The sequence below is a fragment of the Acinetobacter sp. IK31 genome (assembly GCF_035615195.1).
Classification (GTDB): domain Bacteria; phylum Pseudomonadota; class Gammaproteobacteria; order Pseudomonadales; family Moraxellaceae; genus Acinetobacter; species Acinetobacter calcoaceticus_C.
Map to the genome: position 1 here is coordinate 154,875 of NZ_JANBOB010000001.1, position 19,897 is coordinate 174,771.

Here is a 19,897-nt window from a genome sequence, read left to right on the forward strand (position 1 = left end):
ATTTTGTGATAATTAACGATAAATTAAATATAAAAATGGGCTTCAAATGAAGCCCATTTTTGAAGTAAAGCCTAAACAACTTATTTGGCTTTACGTTCTTTCTCAATTAAATAATTAAGAACTTGAGTGACTTTACCATCTTCACCCTGCACAACATATTTACCATTTACCACTACAGCAGGTACACCTGTTAATTGGTACTGCTGAGCAAGTTTATTTGACTCTGCAACTTTTGCAGTCACAGCAAATGAGTTGTAAGTGCTATTAAATTTCTGTTCAGGCACGCCATAACGAGTGAAGAACTTCGCAGCAGAAGCCTGATCAAAAATTTGCTGCCCGTTCACCATAATCGCATGGAACAATGGTAAATGCGTGCGCTTACGTACACCTAGTGCCTCAGATGTATAATATGTACGCGCCCCTTGTTCCCACATTTTATTCATTGCAGCTGGTGTACGTACAAAACGTACATCTTTAGGAATCTGTTTTAACCACGTTTGCATATGCGGTTCAAGTTTAAAACAGTGTGGACATCCATACCAAAAGAATTCTCGAACCTCAATTTTCCCCGGAACTTCCACTTTGCCTGGATTGGCAATCACGGCGTAGTCTTTACCAGCAACAAAATCTGCTGCCATTGCACTACCCGATACGGCCATAATTGCTGCTGTCAAACCACCCAAAACCAAATTTTTCATTGTTACAGCTTTTCCTCTAAGTTGTTATGCATTAGCTTATGCCCTAAATATAAAACAAATATGCTAAATTCGTTTTGCTTCTGTGAAGTTTTTTATTGGGTTTATCGCTTTTTTCCCAATAATCGCTACACTAACGGCGAACTACATCCAAAAAGATAACTCAAGTTTAGAGGTAGCACCATGTCGCAATTGAATGTTGATTTACAAGAAATCGCAAAATTTGAAGCACTTGCTGCCAAATGGTGGGATCAACATTCTGAATTTCGCCCACTTCATCAAATTAATCCACTACGTTTAAACTGGATCGATGAACGTGTAGGCGGTCTTGCTGGTAAAAAAGTACTTGATGTCGGCTGTGGCGGCGGTATTTTGGCCGAGAGCATGGCACGTCGTGGGGCAGATGTACTGGGCATTGATATGGGTGAAGCACCGCTCGCTGTAGGGCGTTTACATGCTCAACAAGACAATGTTCAAAATATTGAATATCGCCAAGTTCCTGTAGAAGAATTAGCACAAGAGCAAGCAGGCCAATACGATGTGGTGACTTGCATGGAAATGATGGAACATGTTCCAGATCCAGCGTCTATTGTAAGAGCGTGTCAGGCTTTGGTTAAACCGGGTGGCCATGTGTTCTTTTCAACCATTAACCGTAACCCAAAATCTTATTTATTTGCCATTATTGGTGCAGAATACGTATTACGCATGTTGCCAAAAGGCACTCACGATTATCATAAATTTATTCGCCCTTCTGAAATGGCCCATGACATTCGTAATGCAGGCCTTACTTTAAAAGAAATGACTGGACTGCATTACAACCCACTTACCAAGCATTACTGGTTAGCGTCCAATGTCGACGTTAACTATATGGTTCATACAATTAATACAGGTGCATGATGAAAGCTGTTTTGTTTGATTTAGACGGTACTCTTATCGATACAGCGGCTGACTTCATTCGTATTATTCAGCAAATGTGCCGCGATGAAGAACGTCCTGTGGTGGAAGCAGATCTGATTCGTACTCAGGTTTCTGAAGGCGCACGTGCAATGGTTAAATTGGTCTATCCAGAGTTGGATGTGACCAATCCAATTTTCTTGGCGCATCGACAAAACTTTTTAGACCTTTACGGCAATAATATTGTGGTTGATACAGAGCTGTTTGTAGGCATGTATCCTCTTTTAGAAGAGTTAGAAGCACAGCAAATCCCATGGGGCATTGTGACCAATAAACCACGCGGTTTAAGTGAATCTCTTTTAGAAAAGTTAAATCTGACTGAACGCTGTGCAGTTTTGGTATGTCCTGAAGATGTCAGTAAAACTAAACCAGACCCTGAACCGATGTATTTGGCGGCTAAACAGTTAAATATTCCGGCAAATGAAATTATTTATGTGGGTGACCACCCGCGTGATATTGAAGCTGGTCGAAATGCCAACATGTATACTATATTGGCTGCATATGGCTATTTACCAATCGAACACCGTGATGATCTCGCTGCATGGCAGGCCGATTCGATTGTAAATACAGTGACAGAATTACACGATATGTTACGTCAAAAGCTTCCTGCTCTACAGGAAAATCAGCGTATGATAAGTTAACATAAGAGTTTTATAGGCTTTTTTAACAGTTCTTTGTTTTATCAATATAAAAAGAAGGAGGTTTACCAATGAAATATTCAGAATACCAACCTCGTCCGGATCTACTCAAAGATCGAATTATTTTAATTACTGGTGCTGGCGATGGAATTGGGCGAGCTGCGGCTCTGACTTATGCCCTACATGGCGCAACCGTTGTACTACATGGTAGAACCTTAAATAAACTTGAAGTTATTTATGATGAAATTGAAAGTCTAGGTGCCCCACAACCAGCGATTTTACCCTTACAACTTTCGAGTGCTTCTGACCGTGATTATGACTTCTTAGTCGATACACTCGAAAAGCAGTTTGGACGCCTAGACGGTATTTTACATAATGCAGGTATTTTAGGTGAACGCGTTGAGCTGGCACATTATCCATCTGAAGTATGGGATGATGTTATGGCTGTTAACTTACGTGCGCCTTTTGCGTTAACTCAAGCTTTATTACCTCTTTTGCAAAAATCAGAAAATGCCTCTGTGGTATTTACCAGCTCGGGTGTAGGCCGTGAAGCACGTGCTTTATGGGGAGCATATTCTGTATCAAAAATCGCAATTGAAGCTGTCAGCAAAATTTTTGCAGCAGAGCATACCTATCCAAACATTCGCTTCAACTGCATTAATCCAGGTGCAACGCGTACTGCCATGCGTGCCAAAGCCTATCCAGAAGAAGATCCGAAAACTTTACCAACACCAGAGTCGATCTTGCCTGCTTACCTCTATTTAATGGGTGAAGACAGCTTGGCGCTCAATGGTCAAAGTATCGACGCACAGGATTAAAGAGTTAACGATGAAAAGCTAAAGAAAATTACAGCCGATCATCAAATCTGGCTTGCCTATACCTGAAAAGATATATACAAGCCTTTTTTATTATTGATAAAAAACTCTTGATCTATCCGTAATTTTAATTGAACCATTAAATGATCTTCACAGTTTCTCTGCATTTTGCGCGTACAGTATTCAACATGAGAGACATCAGATGTAAACGAGGATGCATCATGAAAAAGTTGTTCACCATCTTAACCCTTTCCATAGCCGTACTCACCACAAGTATGGCGAGCTTTGCTGATCCCCCTTTTGACCGAGGTCACGGCCACAAAGGTCCTAAAGGTGGAGGACCACGTGGTGAGTGGAATGATCGTGGGCATAAATTTGACCGTGATAACGATGAAGACCGTGTTCGTGATGAACGCCGTATGCGAGAAGAGCGTGGTTTTGAACGGCTTAAACAGCATCGCTGGCAGCCTGGCTATGTCATGCCACAGCACTATCGTGGCAATGGTTATAAAGTTGACTATAAAGACAGTAACTTGCCTAAACCTGGCCGTAATCAACAATGGTATAAGATCAATAATGACTATATTTTAGTCGACACTGACTCTAACAGCATTGTCAGTATCCGCGGTTTTTAAAGCGATAGAACCTCGCTATCGCTGAGCAAAAAAGGATAAAGCCTTATGGTTTTATCCTTTTTTTATTACTTATCTATTTTAAAAATAAAAAGATTTTTTACATTTCTTATTTTCTTAATTTCTTCTTATTTCATAGCCAGTTTTCACATTTATTCTTCGCAGCCTCCACGATTTATCTGCAATTGTTCACTAATCTTTAGTTATTGAAATTTAATTTATTATTTGAGGTTTACAATGAAAAAACTAACAACAGCGATTGTTCTTTCAATGACTGGTTTAGTTGCATCAACAGCAATGGCGGCACCTAATGACCATAATCATCATGGCAATTATCAAACACATGAAGTAAAAACGGTTAAAGTGATTAAAAAAGATGACCATCGCAATGTTTGGCGAGCAGGTCAGGTTGTACCACACCAGTATCAACATTCACGTTATGTGATTGATTACCGCCAACATCAAAAATTAACTAAACCGGGTCGCTACCAAAAATGGTACAAGGTGAACGGAAATTATGTCCTTGTGAATGAACAAAGCCATAAAATTATTCGAGTGATTCACTAATTTTAAAAAATTTAAACACCCAAACTTAGATTTGGGTGTTTTTTTATCTAAAACATGCGGCTTTAATCTTTTTTGTTTAGAATCATCTTTATATCTTTTTGCTGTTGATTCGAGATCGGTATGCCAAGCAAGTCTTTAGAAAAGTCGCATAATAACACCCAGCATTATGTACACTGGTTTCGACACTCAGCGCCCTACATTAATGCTCACCGCGATAAAACATTCGTATTAATGTTTGGTGGTGAAGCAGTCCGTCACCCTAATTTCGAACATATCATTCATGATATTGCTTTATTGCACTCTCTTGGTATTCGTTTAATTCTCGTGCACGGTGCACGTCCGCAAATTAATCAAAACCTTAAAGAGAAAGGAATTGAAACCCCGTTTTATGACAACAGCCGTATTACCACGCGTGAATCTTTAAGCTGCGTCATGAGTGCTGTAGGCTCTATTCGCCTAGAAATTGAAGCATTGCTTTCTATGGGCTTAGCGAACTCTCCAATGTACGGCGCTCGAATAGATGTGATATCAGGTAATTTTGTGACTGCTAAACCTTATGGCATTCGTGATGGAATGGATTTCCAGCTCACAGGTGAAGTTCGTTCTATTGATACCGATGCGATTGAGAGACACCTTGATAATCATAATATTGTGCTACTGGGGCCAACAGGTTATTCCACCACAGGTGAAGTATTTAATTTAAGAGCTGAAGAAGTTGCGACTAAAACTGCAACTTATTTAAAAGCAGATAAACTCATTTTTCTTGGGGAACAACAAGGGCTGCTTAATGAAGATGAACAAATATTACGTGAGTTAAGCCCTCATCAACTTGATTACTATATTCAGCAATATCAGGCCAGTAGTCCAACGCTGACTTTACATTTACAACAAGCAAAAAAAGCCTCTTTATCTGGTGTACATCGTGTTCATCTTATTTCTTATGCCTATGATGGCGCACTTCTCGAAGAGTTATTTACTCGAGATGGCATAGGGACCATGATTACCGATGCGCATTATGAAGAAGTTCGCACAGCCCATATTCAAGACGTGGGCGGTTTAATGAATTTATTACGTCCTTTAGAAGAAGAAGGTATCTTGGTTTATCGTTCACGAGAACGTCTGGAGCAAGAAATTAGCCAGTTCGCTGTTATTGAACGCGACGGTATGATTCTAGCGTGTGCTGCGCTCTATCCAATTCCGACTGAATTTAACGAAACTCGCTCTGCAGAAATTGCCTGCGTTGCAGTACATCCAAGTTATCGTAAATCAAACCGTGGTAGCCAAATTCTACAATTCCTTGAAGAAAAAGCTAAAGAACAAGGTATTCGTCAATTATTCGTTTTAACAACGCGTACCGCTCACTGGTTTTTAGAACATGGTTTCCATCAGGTCAGTGTTGATGAGTTACCCAATGCCCGTCAGGCGCTCTATAACTACCAAAGAAATTCTTTAGTCTTTAAGAAACTGCTTCCCTAGCCTTTACTATTTTTAAGATATTCTTATTTCAGATAAGCTTAGTTAAAAAAGTACATCCATAAACGCTATTTATTTATGGATGTACTTTTTTTAAACCCCTATTTTTTAATATCTAATATTTTTTATTTTATTTACAACAACTTAATCACAATTCATCAAACATGTTTCTTTTAGATAAATCATTTTTTTGCATAAGTTTATAGCCTATTGTGTTTAGCTTTTTTTTGCATAAATAAAGACCGAATACTTATTTTTTCTGAAATAAAAATCCCTTTAGGGTATCTGCTCATCCAATTATTTTTCTTTTTCTCTTTCGGGGAGCACGAAACCTCATGGCACTTTTCAAAACCACTTCATGGGCAAAATATTCAGTCATCGCGGCCAGCCTTGCAGGTGTGATGATGCTAAGTGGTTGTGCCAAAAAAGAAGAACAGGCCACCACAACTTTAAATATTGGCTATCAAAAATATGGCATCCTTCCTATTTTAAAGGCTCGTGGTGACCTAGAAAAAGTATTAAAGGATCAAGGCGTACAAGTAAAATGGGTTGAGTTTCCTGCTGGCCCTCAATTGCTTGAAGGCTTAAATGTAGGGAGCGTTTCACTGGGTGAAGCAGGTGAAGCACCGCCTATCTTTGCTCAGGCTGCCAATCCAAATTTAGTCTATGTCGCAAACCAGCCAGCTGCGCCAAAAGCAGAAGCACTGTTGGTACAAAAAAACTCTCCTATCCACTCTATTCAAGATTTAAAAGGCAAACGTGTTGCTCTTAATAAAGGCTCGAATGTTCATTACCTGTTATTGAAAGTTCTAGAAGCCAACAACTTAAGCTTAAGTGATATTCAACCTGTTTATTTACCGCCTTCAGACGCACGTGCTGCCTTTGAAAAAGGTGCGGTAGATGCATGGGTGATTTGGGACCCGTTCTTTGCAGCGGCTGAACACCAAATTCAGGCACGAGTTTTGGCAACAGGTGAAAATTTGGTAAGCAATCATCAGTTCTATTTAGCTGACCGTAAATTTGCCGAAAATAATCCGAAAGTTCTCAATACGGTTGTGCAAACCCTTAACCAGACAACTGAATGGGTCAGCACACATCAGGATGAAGCTGCCAAGCTACTCGAAAAACCTACAGCACTTGAGTTTGATGTACTCAAAACTTCCATTTCACGTATGGGTTTTGGAGTTCAGCCAATATCAGACAAGGTGGCGAAAGAACAACAACAAGTAGCTGATGCCTTTTATGCACAAAAGCTCATTCCAAACAAACTCACCATTCAAGACGCCATTTTAAAACTGAAATAAACCCAGCTTAGGCACGGCTTAAATAACCATATAAATGCTGTGCCTTGCCTCAAGGGGAACAAGGATATCAATATGCAACATCAGTCATTTTTCAATAAAAGTCAGTGGGTCCAGTTAGCTAAACGTATTAGCGCAGTCACTGTATTAGGTTTAACAATTGCAGCACCAGCTTGGGCAATTGATCCAACTGTGAAAGAACTTCGTATTGGTTTTCAAAAAAGCTCTATTAATTTTGCGATTGCCAAACAGCAAAAATTATTTGAACAAGAATTTCCAAATGCCAAAATTACGTGGAATGAGTTCCCTGCTGGACCACAAATTTTAGAAGCTCTGGCTGTGGGTTCACTTGATGTAGGCGTTACTGGAGACACCCCACCAGTCTACGCACAAGCAGCTGGCAAGCCTTTATATTACATTGCTTATGAAGCAGCTAAACCGCTGGCATCAGCAATTTTAGTTCCTAAAAATTCACAACTGAAACAGCTTAAAGACATTAAAGGCAAACGCATCGCGCTGCAAAAAGGTTCAAGTTCACACTACTTACTTGTACAAGCCGTACGTAAAGCAGGCCTAAACTGGAGCGACATTACTCCAATTTGGCTTACGCCTGCCGATGCTCGTGCTGCATTCCAAAAAGGTGCAGTCGATGCATGGGCAATCTGGGATCCTTATTTCGCTTCAGCACAATTAGAAGATCAAGCTCGTATTCTTGCATCAGGTAAAGGTTTAAGCCCGAATTATACTTTTTACTTAGCAGCTCCAAATTTTCTTAAACAACATCCGAAAGCCGTTACAGGGCTCATCAAACAAATTAATCAGGCCGACAAATGGGTTCAAAGCCATCAAGCCGATACCGCAACTGCAATTGGTCAAAGTACAGGATTAAAACCTGCAACCAGTGACTTATTCATTAAGCGTCGTCCACGTCCATCATCGGCAGCGCCACTCAACAGCAAAGTTATTGCTGAGCAACAGCAGCTCGCAGACATTTTTACCCAACAAGGCATCATTCCAAAACCAATCAGCATTAAACAGGCTGTTTGGATTGCCAAGTAATTTCAATAGACATATAGGTAATGCACATGAAAATTTTCTGGTTTATTCCTACTCACGGTGATAGTCGCTATTTAGGTACAAGTAAAGGCGCTCGTCAGGTTGACCATGCCTATATGAAGCAAATTGCTGTGGCAGTAGATAATTTGGGTTATGAAGGTGTACTTATTCCAACGGGTCGTTCATGTGAAGACCCATGGATTACAGCGGCTAGCCTCATTGATGCAACTCAAAATCTTAAGTTTTTAGTCGCGTTACGTCCGGGTGTCACTACGCCAGCTTTGGCCGCGCGTATGGCCGCAACATTTGACCGCTTGTCGAATGGCCGTGTGCTACTCAATCTGGTCACAGGTGGTGATGAGGCTGAGCTACGCGGTGATGGTGTATATGAAGATCACTCAACACGTTATCAAACTGCAAATGAGTATGTAAAAATCTGGCGCGAAATTTTGACACGTTCGCATACAGGTGAAGCATTTACCTTTCACGGCGAACGTTTACAAGTTGATGATGCTAAACTGCTTTACCCACCTGTGCAAAAACCTTATCCACCACTTTGGTTTGGTGGTTCTTCAGATGTCGCTGTCGACCTTGCGGCCGAGCAAGTCGATACTTACCTCACTTGGGGTGAGCCACCAGTAGCAGTTAAACAAAAGATCGAACATGTTCGTGCCAAAGCTGAGGCGAAAGGCCGTAAATTAACTTATGGCATTCGCTTACATGTGATTGTTCGCGAAACTAACGAACAAGCATGGGCAGCAGCTAATGAGCTTATTCAATATCTTGATGAAGCCACTATTGCTGCTGCACAGAAAAAATTTGCACAAATGGATTCCGTAGGCCAGCAACGCATGGCAGCTCTCCACGGTGGGAATCGAGATAAGCTTGAAGTATCTCCAAACCTCTGGGCAGGTATTGGCTTAGTTCGTGGCGGTGCTGGCACCGCACTTGTAGGTGATCCAGAAACAGTCGCTGCCCGTATTCAGGAATATGCAGACTTAGGCATTGATACCTTTATTTTCTCGGGCTATCCACATCTCGAAGAGTCAATCCGTTTTGCAGAGTTAGTATTTCCACTACTACCAATCGAAACTCGTGCCAAACTTGCTCAGCCAAATTTAACCGGTCCATTCGGTGAAATTATTGCCAACAACTATGTTCCAGACGAGAAGAAACAGAATGGTTCCGTCAAGGAGCCTGCATGAGTAAAGCTGAAAGTATTGTTTCACGTGGAACAAAACAAATCGGGCAGCATTTGCTGCCTTGGATTTTCCCAACTGTTCTATTGATTGTTTGGCAAATTGCTTCAAGTTCTGGTCTTTTAGAAAGTCGTATTTTGCCTGCACCCACGGCAGTCATTTCCGCTTTTTGGCACTTACTCATTAGTGGAGAATTATGGCATCACGTCAAGGTAAGTGCTGGTCGTGCTTTGCTTGGACTTTTAGTGGGTGGTGGTTTAGGTCTGCTCTTAGGTTTACTAAATGGCTCTTCACGTTTCGCCTCTACCCTGCTCGATACGACCTTGCAAATGATCCGTAACATCCCAGCATTAGCACTTATTCCACTTGTAATTTTATGGTTCGGTATTGATGAAACAGCAAAATTATTTTTAGTCGCAGTAGGTGTCTTTTTCCCAATTTATATCAATACCTACCACGGTATTCGATCAGTTGACCCTCAATTGATTGAAATGGGTAAAAGCTACGGACTCTCACGTTGGCAACTCTACAAAGAAATTATTCTTCCGGGTGCGATGCCTTCTATTTTAGTGGGTCTCCGCTTTGCTTTAGGTTTGGTTTGGGTATTGCTGATTGTTGCAGAGACTATTTCGGCTCAAGCAGGTATTGGCTATATGACCATGAATGCGCGGGAATTTTTACAAACAGATGTGGTTCTGGTGGGCATTCTTCTTTACGCGCTCTTAGGCAAACTAGCAGATGTTTTAGCACAGCTTTTAGAACGCTATTTATTACGTTGGCACTCTGGATATCAGAAATAAGGGAGCTTAAACATGACAAATCTGAATTTAAATATTAATCAAAATGAAGTGCAGCTCATTCCTGAAAGTCCAACAGAATCACAAGAACCTATATTAGGCGCAGAGATTCTGATTGAGCAACTTTATAAGTTTTATGGCGAGGTAAAGGTTCTTGAAGATCTTGACCTACACATCCAGCCTGGTGAGTTTTTAGCAATTGTTGGTCGAAGTGGTTGTGGCAAAAGTACGTTGCTACGTTTAATTGCCCAACTTGAAAAAGCCAGTTTTGGGGAAATCAAATTCAAATCTGCCCGACATTTGCGTGAAGGCATTACTAACGATGATATTCGAGTCATGTTCCAAGATCCACGTTTGCTTCCGTGGAGAAATATTCTTCAAAATGTTCAACTTGGACTACCAAAGTCGCAACATGCTTTAGCTGAAGAACTACTAGAAAAAGTGGGTTTAAAAGAAAAATCGGGACAATGGCCTTCACAACTCTCTGGTGGACAGCGTCAGCGTACAGCCCTAGCCCGTGCGTTATCTCATACTCCGCGTATTTTGTTGCTTGATGAGCCGTTGGGAGCCTTAGATGCTTTAACTCGTCTTGAGATGCAAAGCTTGATTGAGCGCTTGTGGAAAGAACAAGGCTTTACCGCCATTTTAGTCACGCACGATGTAAGTGAAGCAGTGCAATTAGCTGACCGTATTATCTTATTAGATAAGGGCCAGATCGCTCAAAGTTTCCAAGTTAATTTGCCACGTCCTCGTAAAAAAAGTATTAGTTTTTCCCAACTTGAACAACAAGTACTCGATGCAGTTTTAGCAACATAACCATTCGAGAGGAATTATCTTAATAATTTATAAAAATGCCCATTTTTCGAGCAATAAAGTAGTTATTTTATTGCTCTTTTTTAGGGCGAAATTTAAAAAATATTTCCAAGAATAACAATAAACTAGTTAAATTCTTTATTTTTTGCACAATAGTATATCTATTACGCAAATAACTAGCCGTTTTTTCATTAAAAAAGCAATACACCTGTGCACAAATCAAACAATTTCCCTTACAATGGGGATATTATTTTTTTAATTATGCAGCAGATGGAACAAAAAAAGAGTACCCAAAAGCGCAATCAGCTTCTTGCTGCCGCCCTTGACGTATTTTCAGTCTATGGGTTCACTGGCGCAAGTCTGGATGAAATTGCCCAACTCGCCGAAATGCATAAGTCCAATATTTTCTATTACTACGAAAATAAAGAGTCTTTATATGTAGAAGTGCTCACAACTGTTTTACAAAAATGGTTGGCACCCTTACAAACTTTAGAATCTGAATTAGAACCAGCTGAAGCCTTATCTCACTATTTAATACAAAAAATCGAACTGTCGCGTAGCCAACCGAAAGCATCTAGATTGTTTGCATTAGAAATAATTCAAGGCGCTCCACATATTTTACCTATACTCAAAGGGCCATTAAAAAAACTATTTAAGCGCAAAGCTAAAGTCATCCAGACTTGGCAAGAAGAAGGGAAGATTTCACCAGATATCGACCCAGAATTATTAATCTTAAATATTTGGGGCCTTACGCAAAACTATGCAGATTTTGCCACTCAAATGGAAATGGTCACTGGAAAAACACTGCGTAACCGAAGCATGTTCCAACGCTCAATTGAGCATACAGTACACCTGATGCTCTACGGCGTATTGCCTCGTTAAAACCAAAAAAAGATCGGCAAACTTGCCGATCTTTTTTAGAAATGATTTTGATAAAGGGCCAGAAGTTTTTGGGCACCTAATAATAAATTTTCTTCCCAATCCAAATGGGCAGTGTCATCTGCCCCATCAGTAATATATTTCACTGAAATCAGGCGAACTCCTAATTTATGGCAGACCTTGGCTAAGGCATACCCTTCCATATCAACCACATCACAAGCTACTTTTGGCTGACCCGTTTCAAATGAATCACCAGTTCCACAAACTGCTTTTGGTAAATCAACAAAATGTGATTGAAGGTGAATTTCAGCTGGCAAGTGATCATCTAACGGCGTTACACCTACTTCAAACCCTAACGGTGAAACATCCATATCTCGTTGTACAAAAGTCTTCACCTCGACTAAATCATGTCGATTAAATGCAGAACTTCCTGCTGAACCTAAGTTAATTAAAGTTTTACAACCTGTTTTTTGAATAACCTCAAATGCTTTAAAGGCAGCATTAATCTTGCCAATTCCACTATAATGAACTTCAATACCTGCTTGTTCAAATAAACCTTTAGATTCATTAGGAAGTGCCATAATTAAAGCAATATCAGTGTTCATGCAAAAAGGCTCATATCAGAATTAAATAAAATTAGAAAATAAGTATAAATCAGGTGCAAAAGCTTTTTGCACCTTTTCATGATCACTGCATTTTTTGTTGTAAGGCGATTAAGCATGGAGAAAAGAACAGTTTCCCACTATAAGCTCCTGCTAGCGTTTTCTTCATTACCACGCCCCACATCACTAATAATAAAATACTCAATGCCACAGCCACATATTGTAAAAATACAATTTCAACCTGATGACCTAAATTAAACAGCGCCAAAATAAACACACCGAATGGAAAGGTTAAGCCCCACCAGCCTAAATTAAATGGAATACCAGTTTTGGCATGACGAAGTGTAGTTAAAATTGCAAGGCCGAGCCACCATAACCCGAAACCTAAAAGCACCAAACTGCCCACGATTCCTAAAGCTTGAAAGACATTCGCGAATTGATAAAATCCCACACCTACAAATACTCTTTGTGCCTGCTCACCTAGTAATAATAACCCTAGCGCACCTGTTCCAATTGGGCCTAAAGAAAGCCAGCTAGAAATTGCGAGTTCTTTTTCAGGTAATTGATGCAAAGCCATACGCAACATTAGAATTGTCAAAATAGCGAACGCAGGTAAAACAGAGATTCCCCAAAGTACATAACCAGCCATTAATAAATGAAAGCTATGCATATCTGCTGGTAAATGTGCAACTAACATGCCCACAGAACTTGCTGCTACTTCACAGGCAACTACAGGTAAAAGCCAGATTGCCGTCATGGTATGTAGCTGATGGTTCTGGCGACTAAACATACAAAACGGCACAATCCATGCAATTGCTAGAGCTACAAAGACATCGATGTACCATAAAGCTTGAGCAATATGGATTGCAACTTCACCGTAAAGCCCAATACCGAAGCTTAAGAAACCATTTAGTATGGTAGCTAACCCCATCGGAATAGCGCCTAAAAACAAGCTCATGTTTGGATGCTTAAATATTTGCTTCGCTTCATGAGGGAAAAGCAACCACCGCAATAAATAGAGACCTGAAAAAACACTAAATAGCAAAATATTAAATTGCCATAACCAAGTTGCTAACGTGAATAAAAATGATTGAGCAAATGGAAGCTGAATTAAAATCATACTTACCACACCAGTACCCATAGTCGCTGTAAACCAATTTGGGGTAAAATGTCGTATAACATCTTTGCTTTGATTTAATTGGTAAAAGGGTTTTTTCATCTTAAGTCTCTAATCAAAGAGTGGATGAAGATATAGTAGAGCAAATTATCAATAAGAAAAATTGATTTATATTTATTTAATTCATCAATATTTTAAATATAAAGATATTCATATTGAAAAATAACTGAGTAAAAACACAACAACAAGACGAATCTGTGAGATTATGGCAATATATAGCCCTTGCAAAAATAGCCATATTTTAAGTTCATGAAACTGCTTCGTCTTAATGCGTTATCGCCCAATTTTCAGTTACCCCAAACAGCGGTAACGATTGGTAATTTTGATGGTGTCCATTTAGGTCACCAAGCGATGATTGCTCAACTCAAAAAAATTGCTGCAGCACAAGGCTTAAAAACATTGGTCATGATTTTTGAGCCGCAACCTCTTGAGTTCTTTAAAGGCTACGATGCCCCTCCTCGTATTAATTCACTACGGGAAAAAGTTGAATATCTAACAGAACTTGGGGTTGATTATATTGCGGTTGCTAAATTTGATCAGCATTTCCGTAGTATGAGCGCGTCTGCCTTTGCAGACTTATTAAAAGACAAATTAAACGCGCAAACTTTGGTTTTAGGAGATGACTTTCATTTCGGCAAAGACCGTCAAGGCAACAGCGAATTTTTAAAAGATTACGGATTTCAAGTCACCAATTTACATACGATTGAGCTTGAAGGTGAGCGTGTAAGTTCAACTCGTATTCGTCAGGTACTTCAGGTAGGAAATCTTGCCTTAGCCGCTAAATTATTAGGCCGTCCATACAGTATTACTGGACGTGTCCAATATGGTGACCAGATAGGTCGAACTCTTGATTTTCCAACCATTAATGTTCGTCTCAACCGTCATAAACCTTGTTTAAATGGCATTTATGGCGTTGAAGTCATTTGCGAAACAACTTCGCTAACTGAAAAAGTACTTCAGGATACACCTGAAAAACCGGGAATTGCCGGATATCATGAAAACAGCCTATATGGCGCAGGTCATGTCGGCACACGTCCAGCCATCCAGCAAGAACATCCAGAGTGGAGATTAGAAGTACATTTCCCTGATGTTTCTGCTAATCTGTATGGCTTATTTATGCGGGTGACTTTTCTTCACTATCTTCATGGTGAATTGAATTACCCTTCGCTTGAAGCACTTAAGGCTGGAATTGATAATGACGTGCATCAGTTACGACAATATCGTAACGACACGACACAATTTCCTTTTTAATTCGAATTTTGATTGTAAAACATGTCGGCTCCCAAGCTGATTAAACTGGATGAAAACTTGCATGAGCGATAAGCAAACTCCTGAGAATGCAGTGGACTACAAAGCCACGCTAAACCTGCCGGATACTCAATTTGCAATGAAAGCAAATTTGGCAGTACGTGAAGTGAAATGGTTAGAAGAGTGGTATACCGACAACATTTATCAGCAGATTCGTGCATCGCGTATTGGCAAGAAAAAATATATTTTGCATGATGGCCCTCCATATGCGAACGGTACAATTCACTTAGGCCACGCGGTCAATAAAGTACTCAAAGACGTAATTGTAAAAAGCCGTACTTTGGCAGGTTTCGATGCACCTTATGTTCCGGGTTGGGACTGTCATGGTTTGCCAATCGAGCTAAAAGTTGAAGAAAAAGTTGGTAAAGTTGGCGAAAAAGTTGACGCAGCTACTTTCCGTAAACTCTGCCGTGAATATGCGCTGAAACAAATTGATTTACAGCGTACTGACTTTAAACGTCTTGGTATTTTAGGTGATTGGGATAATCCTTATCTCACCATGAACTACAAACAAGAAGCCGATATCGTTCGTACTTTAGGCTTAATCCAAAAAAATGGTCATATCCAGCCGGGCTTAAAGCCAGTGAACTGGTGTATGGACTGTGGTTCAGCACTTGCTGAAGCTGAAGTTGAATACGAAGATAAAAAATCTGACGCAATTGATGTCGGTTTTGGTATTGTAGATTTAAAAGATTTAAGTGCGCGTTTAAATGTAGACGTTCAAGATCCAACTGATATCGTGATCTGGACCACTACACCATGGACATTACCTGCGAACCAAGCCGTTGCTTTGCACGCCGAAATTGAATATCAATTGGTACAAGTAACGACTGAGCGTGGTAAGCAAAACTTCATTCTTGCTAAAGACCTCGTTGCTTCAGCGATTGAACGTTATAAACTTGAAAAACCTGTAGTTTTAGCGGACTTTACTGGTAGCAAGCTTGAAAACCTTACATTACAACACCCTTTACTTACTGATCGTCAAGTTCCGGTGATTTTAGGTGAACACGTTATCGCAACAAGTGGTACAGGTGCAGTACATACAGCTCCTGGCCATGGTGCAGACGACTATAAAGTAGGTCTTCAATACAACCTTACAGTGGATAATCCAGTTGGTGGTAACGGTGTTTATTTACCAACTGCTCCAATCTATGCTGGTGAGCACATCTATAAAGCCAATCCAAAGATTATCGAAGCTTTGGGTGCTGTAGGCCGTTTATGGGCGCATCAACCAATCAAACACAGTTACCCACATTGCTGGCGCCATAAAACTCCTATTATTTTCCGTGCAACCCCGCAATGGTTCATTAGCATGGATCAAAAAGGTTTACGTGAAGGTGCGCTTAACGCCATTGAAAATGATATCGAGTTTGTACCGAACTGGGGTAAAAACCGTATCGAATCAATGATTGAAGGTCGTCCAGACTGGTGTATCTCACGTCAACGTACATGGGGCGTACCAATTCCATTCTTCGTTCATAAAGATACGAACGAATTACACCCTCGTACACCTGAACTCATCGAAGAAGTTGCACAACTGATCGAACAAGAAGGTATCGAAGCATGGTTCAAACGTGACGCGAAAGACTTCATTAGTGAAGATGCTGAACAATATAATGCTATTCGCGATACCCTCGATGTATGGTTCGACTCCGGTACAACGCATTACGCTGTACTTGAGCAACGTGAAGAATTAGAAAGCCCAGCAGATTTATATTTAGAAGGTTCAGACCAGCACCGTGGTTGGTTCCAGTCTTCTTTATTAACCTCTATGGCAATTCACAATCGCGCACCATATAAAGCATTGCTAACACATGGTTTTACGGTTGATGAAAATGGCCGCAAGTTGTCGAAATCTTTAGGCAACTATATTCCGCTTGAAGAAATCATCAAACAGCTTGGTGCTGATGGTTTACGTTTATACGTAGCTTCTAGCGACTATCGCTATGAAATCGCAGCATCTAAAGAAATCTTTAACCGTGTAAGTGATAGCTATCGTCGTATTCGTAATACATTACGTTTCTTGCTTGCGAACTTAAATGGTTTCAAACCAAGCACAGATGCTTTAGCTGTTGATGACTTAATTGCTCTAGATCAATACATCTTGCAACGTGCAAATGAAGTACAAAAAACAATTATCACTGCCTATGAAGAAATGAACTTCCATGTCGTGTGTAGCGCGTTAACGAGCTTCTGTATTAATGACTTAGGTGGTTTCTACCTCGATATTATCAAAGATCGTCAGTACACCACTAAAGCGGATTCTCAGGCACGTCGTTCAGCACAAACAGCGCTTTACCATATTGTCCAAGCATTTATCCGTTGGATGAGCCCAATCTTAAGCTTTACCGCTCAAGAAGCTTGGCCATTAATTCCAGAACAAACTGAAAAGTATGTATTTACTTCAGAATGGTATGACTTACCAGTTTCATCAAAAGCAAACTTGCTTTCTGAAGAAGACTGGCAAACATTGATTAGCGTAAAATCTGCAGTAAATAAACAGATTGAAGCAGCACGTAACGCTAAACTTGTCGGTAGTAATCTTTCAGCCAAAGTTGAACTTTGGGCAAATGAATCATTACAAACAGTTTTAAATCAACTGGCTGATGAACTCCGTTTTGTTCTTATTACTTCAGAAGTAGTAGTACATCCATTTGCTGAACAAGGTGAAGCAACTGAAATGGAAGGCTTACGTGTACAAATATCTGCAGCTGAAGGTGAAAAATGTGCACGTTGCTGGCACGTCCTTCCAGATGTAAATACACATGCCGATCATCCTGGTTTATGTGGTCGTTGTATTGTGAACGTCACTGGTCGTGGCGAAGTGAGAAAATATGCCTAATTCACAAGCTAAAAAAGGCTTATTCCAGTTTTATCCACACAATCTAATTTGGCTTGGACTTTCTGTCCTTGCCATTGTGTTGGATCAATGGACAAAATGGATTGCAAGTACACATCTGAACTATGCGGATCCAGTGCCTGTGCTTCCATTTTTAAACTGGACACTATTACATAACTATGGCGCAGCTTTTAGCTTTTTATCTGATGCAGGGGGATGGCAACGCTATTTCTTCACATCTTTAGCAGGCTTAGTTTCAGTTCTTTTTGTATTTTGGTTGCTTCGTATGCCTAAAAAAATGGTGGTGCTACCTGTAGCAATCGCTTTAATTTTAGGTGGGGCATTAGGCAATTTAATTGACCGCATTACTTTAGGCTATGTTGTCGATTTTATTCATGTCTATTACCAAAATCATCACTTTCCAGCTTTTAATATTGCGGACAGTGCCATTACCCTAGGTACCATCTTGCTACTCATCGATACATTCTTCCTTGAGAAGCAACGTAACCAAAATTCGGATGCATAATATGACCGAAATTATCCAACCTAACGAAGAAATTCGTATTACAGACGGCTCTAAAGTCGATCTACACTTTTCTGTTGCTATTGAAAATGGTGTAGAAATCGATAATACCCGTAATCGTGAAGAACCAGTTTCTCTTACTATCGGCGACGGAAATCTTTTACCGGGTTTTGAAAAAGCATTATTTGGTTTACGTGCAGGCGACCGTCGTACAGTACATCTTCCGCCAGAAGATGCATTTGGCCCATGGAATCCGGAAAATATTCAAACTTTCGATACGGTTAAGTTTGAACAACGCCCTATTCCTGGCCATATGATTGAGTTTGAAGATAAGGCAAAAACAACCTTATTCGGCGTAGTGAAGTCGGTAAATGATGACATTACAGAAATTGATTTTAATCACCCATTAGCTGGGAAAAATATTACCTTTGAAGTAGAAATATTCAAGGTAACTCCCGAAGGCCAACAGGGCATTAAGCTCATATAAATAAAAAGCCCTCTAAATGAGGGCTTTTTATTGATCTCAACTTAAGAATCCTTACAAATTCTATATTCTCTCGCACCTATATAATGAATTAAGTTATAAGTATAAAAATCCTTGGGGAAAATACATGCTGGTCTATATTATCGTAGGAAGTGTTCGTGAAGGACGTACAGCAATTAAGGTTGCCAATTGGCTAGAAACCACAATTCCAACATTGGGTCTAAACGATTTCCAAACCGAAGTAATCGATTTAAAAGTATGGGATTTACCTCTATTTTCAGGATCTCACCCACCCGCTACTGGTATTTATGATCAACCTAAACAACAAGAATGGGCAAACAAAATTGCTCAAGCAGATGCTTTTATCTTTATTAGCCCAGAATACAACCATGGTTACAGTCCAGCCTTAAAAAATGCTCTCGACTATGTGGGTAAAGAATGGGCTGATAAACCTGCTGCATTTATAGGATATGGTTCAACTAATGGCTCTCGCTCTATCAGCCAAATACGCCAAGTCACCTCAAGTTTAAGTATTATTGATCCAAATGCTGTACTAGAGATTCGGGATATATTTAAACGTAATAAAGATGAGAAATTTGAAGCTAATGAATTTGAAGTAAAAGGACTTCAATCAATTGTTGAGAAGCTACAGAAATATAATTTAGCTTAAATAAAAAGGCCTCTAATCAAATAAAGAGGCCTTTTATTTTTATAAGCTTTTTAAATAATTTACTACGTCTGTATTACTAGCCATTTCTGCAAGCTGTAGTGCTGTGTATTCACTCTTATAATCGACATAAGCTCCCTTTTCGACTAATAGTTTAACCACCTCTAGATGATCATTCTCGGCAGCTGCTTGTAGAGCACTATAACCTTCATCATCCATCTGATTAGGATCTTGTCCTTCTAAAAGTAATTGCTCTACCTGATCTAGATCGCCTAAAGAAGCCCAATAGACCAATTCAGGAAGAGACAATTCTTCATCATCCTCAGGTATTGAAGAGAAGGAATTAATTTTCACGTAAACACCTAAAAATAAGAAACTTCATCATTATTATATTCATAAAATACGGCCAGTTTGCAAATCTGATTCTAAAGCTATTTAAGTATGAAATATTTTCAATTAAACGACTTTAATACTTTAA

At 39.8% G+C, this 19,897-nt stretch carries 21 protein-coding genes; 17 read left to right on the top strand and 4 right to left on the bottom strand.

What is annotated here, in order from left to right; all coding sequences use genetic code 11:
- Positions 1–80: 80 nt before the first annotated feature.
- On the bottom strand, positions 81–698 hold the full coding sequence (locus MSG66_RS00735; RefSeq protein WP_324651502.1) for a thiol:disulfide interchange protein DsbA/DsbL: 618 nt from the start codon (positions 696–698) through the stop codon (positions 81–83).
- A 180-nt stretch (positions 699–878) separates the two neighbouring features.
- On the opposite strand from MSG66_RS00735, the gene ubiG reads away from it, so the two are divergent.
- From ubiG to MSG66_RS00795, 12 genes are all read left to right on the top strand, one after another.
- Positions 879–1,592: a bifunctional 2-polyprenyl-6-hydroxyphenol methylase/3-demethylubiquinol 3-O-methyltransferase UbiG gene (ubiG, locus tag MSG66_RS00740; protein WP_324651504.1), complete on the top strand. Its 714-nt coding sequence runs from the start codon at positions 879–881 to the stop codon at positions 1,590–1,592.
- Positions 1,589–2,290, top strand: coding sequence for an HAD-IA family hydrolase (locus MSG66_RS00745; protein ID WP_324651506.1), 702 nt, complete (start codon positions 1,589–1,591; stop codon positions 2,288–2,290). The genes ubiG and MSG66_RS00745 overlap by 4 nt, the downstream gene beginning before the upstream one ends.
- A 68-nt stretch (positions 2,291–2,358) precedes the next feature.
- Entirely contained in the window at positions 2,359–3,105 is a 747-nt protein-coding gene (locus tag MSG66_RS00750; RefSeq protein ID WP_042898346.1) for a YciK family oxidoreductase, read from the top strand.
- 218 nt (positions 3,106–3,323) lie between these two features.
- Positions 3,324–3,737: an RcnB family protein gene (locus tag MSG66_RS00755; RefSeq protein WP_197730953.1), complete on the top strand. Its 414-nt coding sequence runs from the start codon at positions 3,324–3,326 to the stop codon at positions 3,735–3,737.
- Positions 3,738–3,971: 234 nt separating this feature from the next.
- Positions 3,972–4,301, top strand: a complete 330-nt coding sequence (locus MSG66_RS00760; RefSeq protein WP_324651511.1) for an RcnB family protein — start codon at positions 3,972–3,974, stop codon at positions 4,299–4,301.
- Positions 4,302–4,421: 120 nt separating this feature from the next.
- Positions 4,422–5,777: an amino-acid N-acetyltransferase gene (gene argA / locus MSG66_RS00765; RefSeq protein ID WP_324651513.1), complete on the top strand. Its 1,356-nt coding sequence runs from the start codon at positions 4,422–4,424 to the stop codon at positions 5,775–5,777.
- A gap of 332 nt (positions 5,778–6,109) precedes the next feature.
- Entirely contained in the window at positions 6,110–7,078 is a 969-nt protein-coding gene (locus MSG66_RS00770) for a sulfonate ABC transporter substrate-binding protein (RefSeq protein WP_262473579.1), read from the top strand.
- Between the two features lie 72 nt (positions 7,079–7,150).
- Positions 7,151–8,134: a sulfonate ABC transporter substrate-binding protein gene (locus MSG66_RS00775; RefSeq protein ID WP_324651515.1), complete on the top strand. Its 984-nt coding sequence runs from the start codon at positions 7,151–7,153 to the stop codon at positions 8,132–8,134.
- A gap of 26 nt (positions 8,135–8,160) precedes the next feature.
- Positions 8,161–9,336, top strand: a complete 1,176-nt coding sequence (gene ssuD / locus MSG66_RS00780) for an FMNH2-dependent alkanesulfonate monooxygenase (RefSeq protein ID WP_324651517.1) — start codon at positions 8,161–8,163, stop codon at positions 9,334–9,336.
- Positions 9,333–10,130: an aliphatic sulfonate ABC transporter permease SsuC gene (ssuC, locus tag MSG66_RS00785; RefSeq protein WP_133976053.1), complete on the top strand. Its 798-nt coding sequence runs from the start codon at positions 9,333–9,335 to the stop codon at positions 10,128–10,130. Before ssuD ends, ssuC begins: the two co-directional genes overlap by 4 nt.
- Positions 10,131–10,142: 12 nt before the next feature.
- Positions 10,143–10,943 carry an ABC transporter ATP-binding protein gene (locus tag MSG66_RS00790; protein ID WP_202743532.1) on the top strand — a complete coding sequence of 267 codons (801 nt, stop codon included), beginning with the start codon at positions 10,143–10,145 and terminating at the stop codon, positions 10,941–10,943.
- A gap of 258 nt (positions 10,944–11,201) precedes the next feature.
- On the top strand, positions 11,202–11,822 hold the full coding sequence (locus MSG66_RS00795) for a TetR family transcriptional regulator C-terminal domain-containing protein (RefSeq protein ID WP_128814554.1): 621 nt from the start codon (positions 11,202–11,204) through the stop codon (positions 11,820–11,822).
- A 35-nt stretch (positions 11,823–11,857) separates the two neighbouring features.
- Here the strand turns inward: MSG66_RS00795 and MSG66_RS00800 are convergent, their stop codons facing one another.
- Both MSG66_RS00800 and MSG66_RS00805 read right to left on the bottom strand, forming a co-directional pair.
- Complete coding sequence (locus MSG66_RS00800) at positions 11,858–12,424, bottom strand: 5'-nucleosidase (RefSeq protein WP_042898338.1); 567 nt, start codon at positions 12,422–12,424, stop codon at positions 11,858–11,860.
- Between the two features lie 82 nt (positions 12,425–12,506).
- Positions 12,507–13,640 carry a TDT family transporter gene (locus tag MSG66_RS00805; protein WP_324651521.1) on the bottom strand — a complete coding sequence of 378 codons (1,134 nt, stop codon included), beginning with the start codon at positions 13,638–13,640 and terminating at the stop codon, positions 12,507–12,509.
- A 207-nt stretch (positions 13,641–13,847) separates the two neighbouring features.
- On the opposite strand from MSG66_RS00805, the gene ribF reads away from it, so the two are divergent.
- The 5 genes from ribF to MSG66_RS00830 all read left to right on the top strand — a co-directional run bounded on the left by ribF (position 13,848) and on the right by MSG66_RS00830 (position 19,422).
- A complete protein-coding gene (gene ribF / locus MSG66_RS00810; protein ID WP_324651523.1) occupies positions 13,848–14,849 on the top strand; it encodes a bifunctional riboflavin kinase/FAD synthetase in 1,002 nt (333 codons plus the stop codon).
- A 61-nt stretch (positions 14,850–14,910) separates the two neighbouring features.
- Positions 14,911–17,748: an isoleucine--tRNA ligase gene (gene ileS, locus MSG66_RS00815; RefSeq protein ID WP_262473574.1), complete on the top strand. Its 2,838-nt coding sequence runs from the start codon at positions 14,911–14,913 to the stop codon at positions 17,746–17,748.
- Positions 17,741–18,271 (top strand): signal peptidase II, encoded by a 531-nt coding sequence (gene lspA, locus MSG66_RS00820; protein ID WP_005037701.1) that lies wholly within the window; start codon positions 17,741–17,743, stop codon positions 18,269–18,271. Before ileS ends, lspA begins: the two co-directional genes overlap by 8 nt.
- 1 nt (position 18,272) lies before the next feature.
- Entirely contained in the window at positions 18,273–18,755 is a 483-nt protein-coding gene (locus MSG66_RS00825) for an FKBP-type peptidyl-prolyl cis-trans isomerase (protein WP_262473572.1), read from the top strand.
- Between the two features lie 124 nt (positions 18,756–18,879).
- Positions 18,880–19,422 (top strand): NAD(P)H-dependent oxidoreductase, encoded by a 543-nt coding sequence (locus MSG66_RS00830; protein WP_324651527.1) that lies wholly within the window; start codon positions 18,880–18,882, stop codon positions 19,420–19,422.
- Positions 19,423–19,461: 39 nt separating this feature from the next.
- On the opposite strand, the gene MSG66_RS00835 is transcribed toward MSG66_RS00830, so the two are convergent.
- Positions 19,462–19,773, bottom strand: a complete 312-nt coding sequence (locus tag MSG66_RS00835; protein ID WP_133976065.1) for an ankyrin repeat domain-containing protein — start codon at positions 19,771–19,773, stop codon at positions 19,462–19,464.
- Between the last annotated feature and the right edge of the window lie 124 nt (positions 19,774–19,897).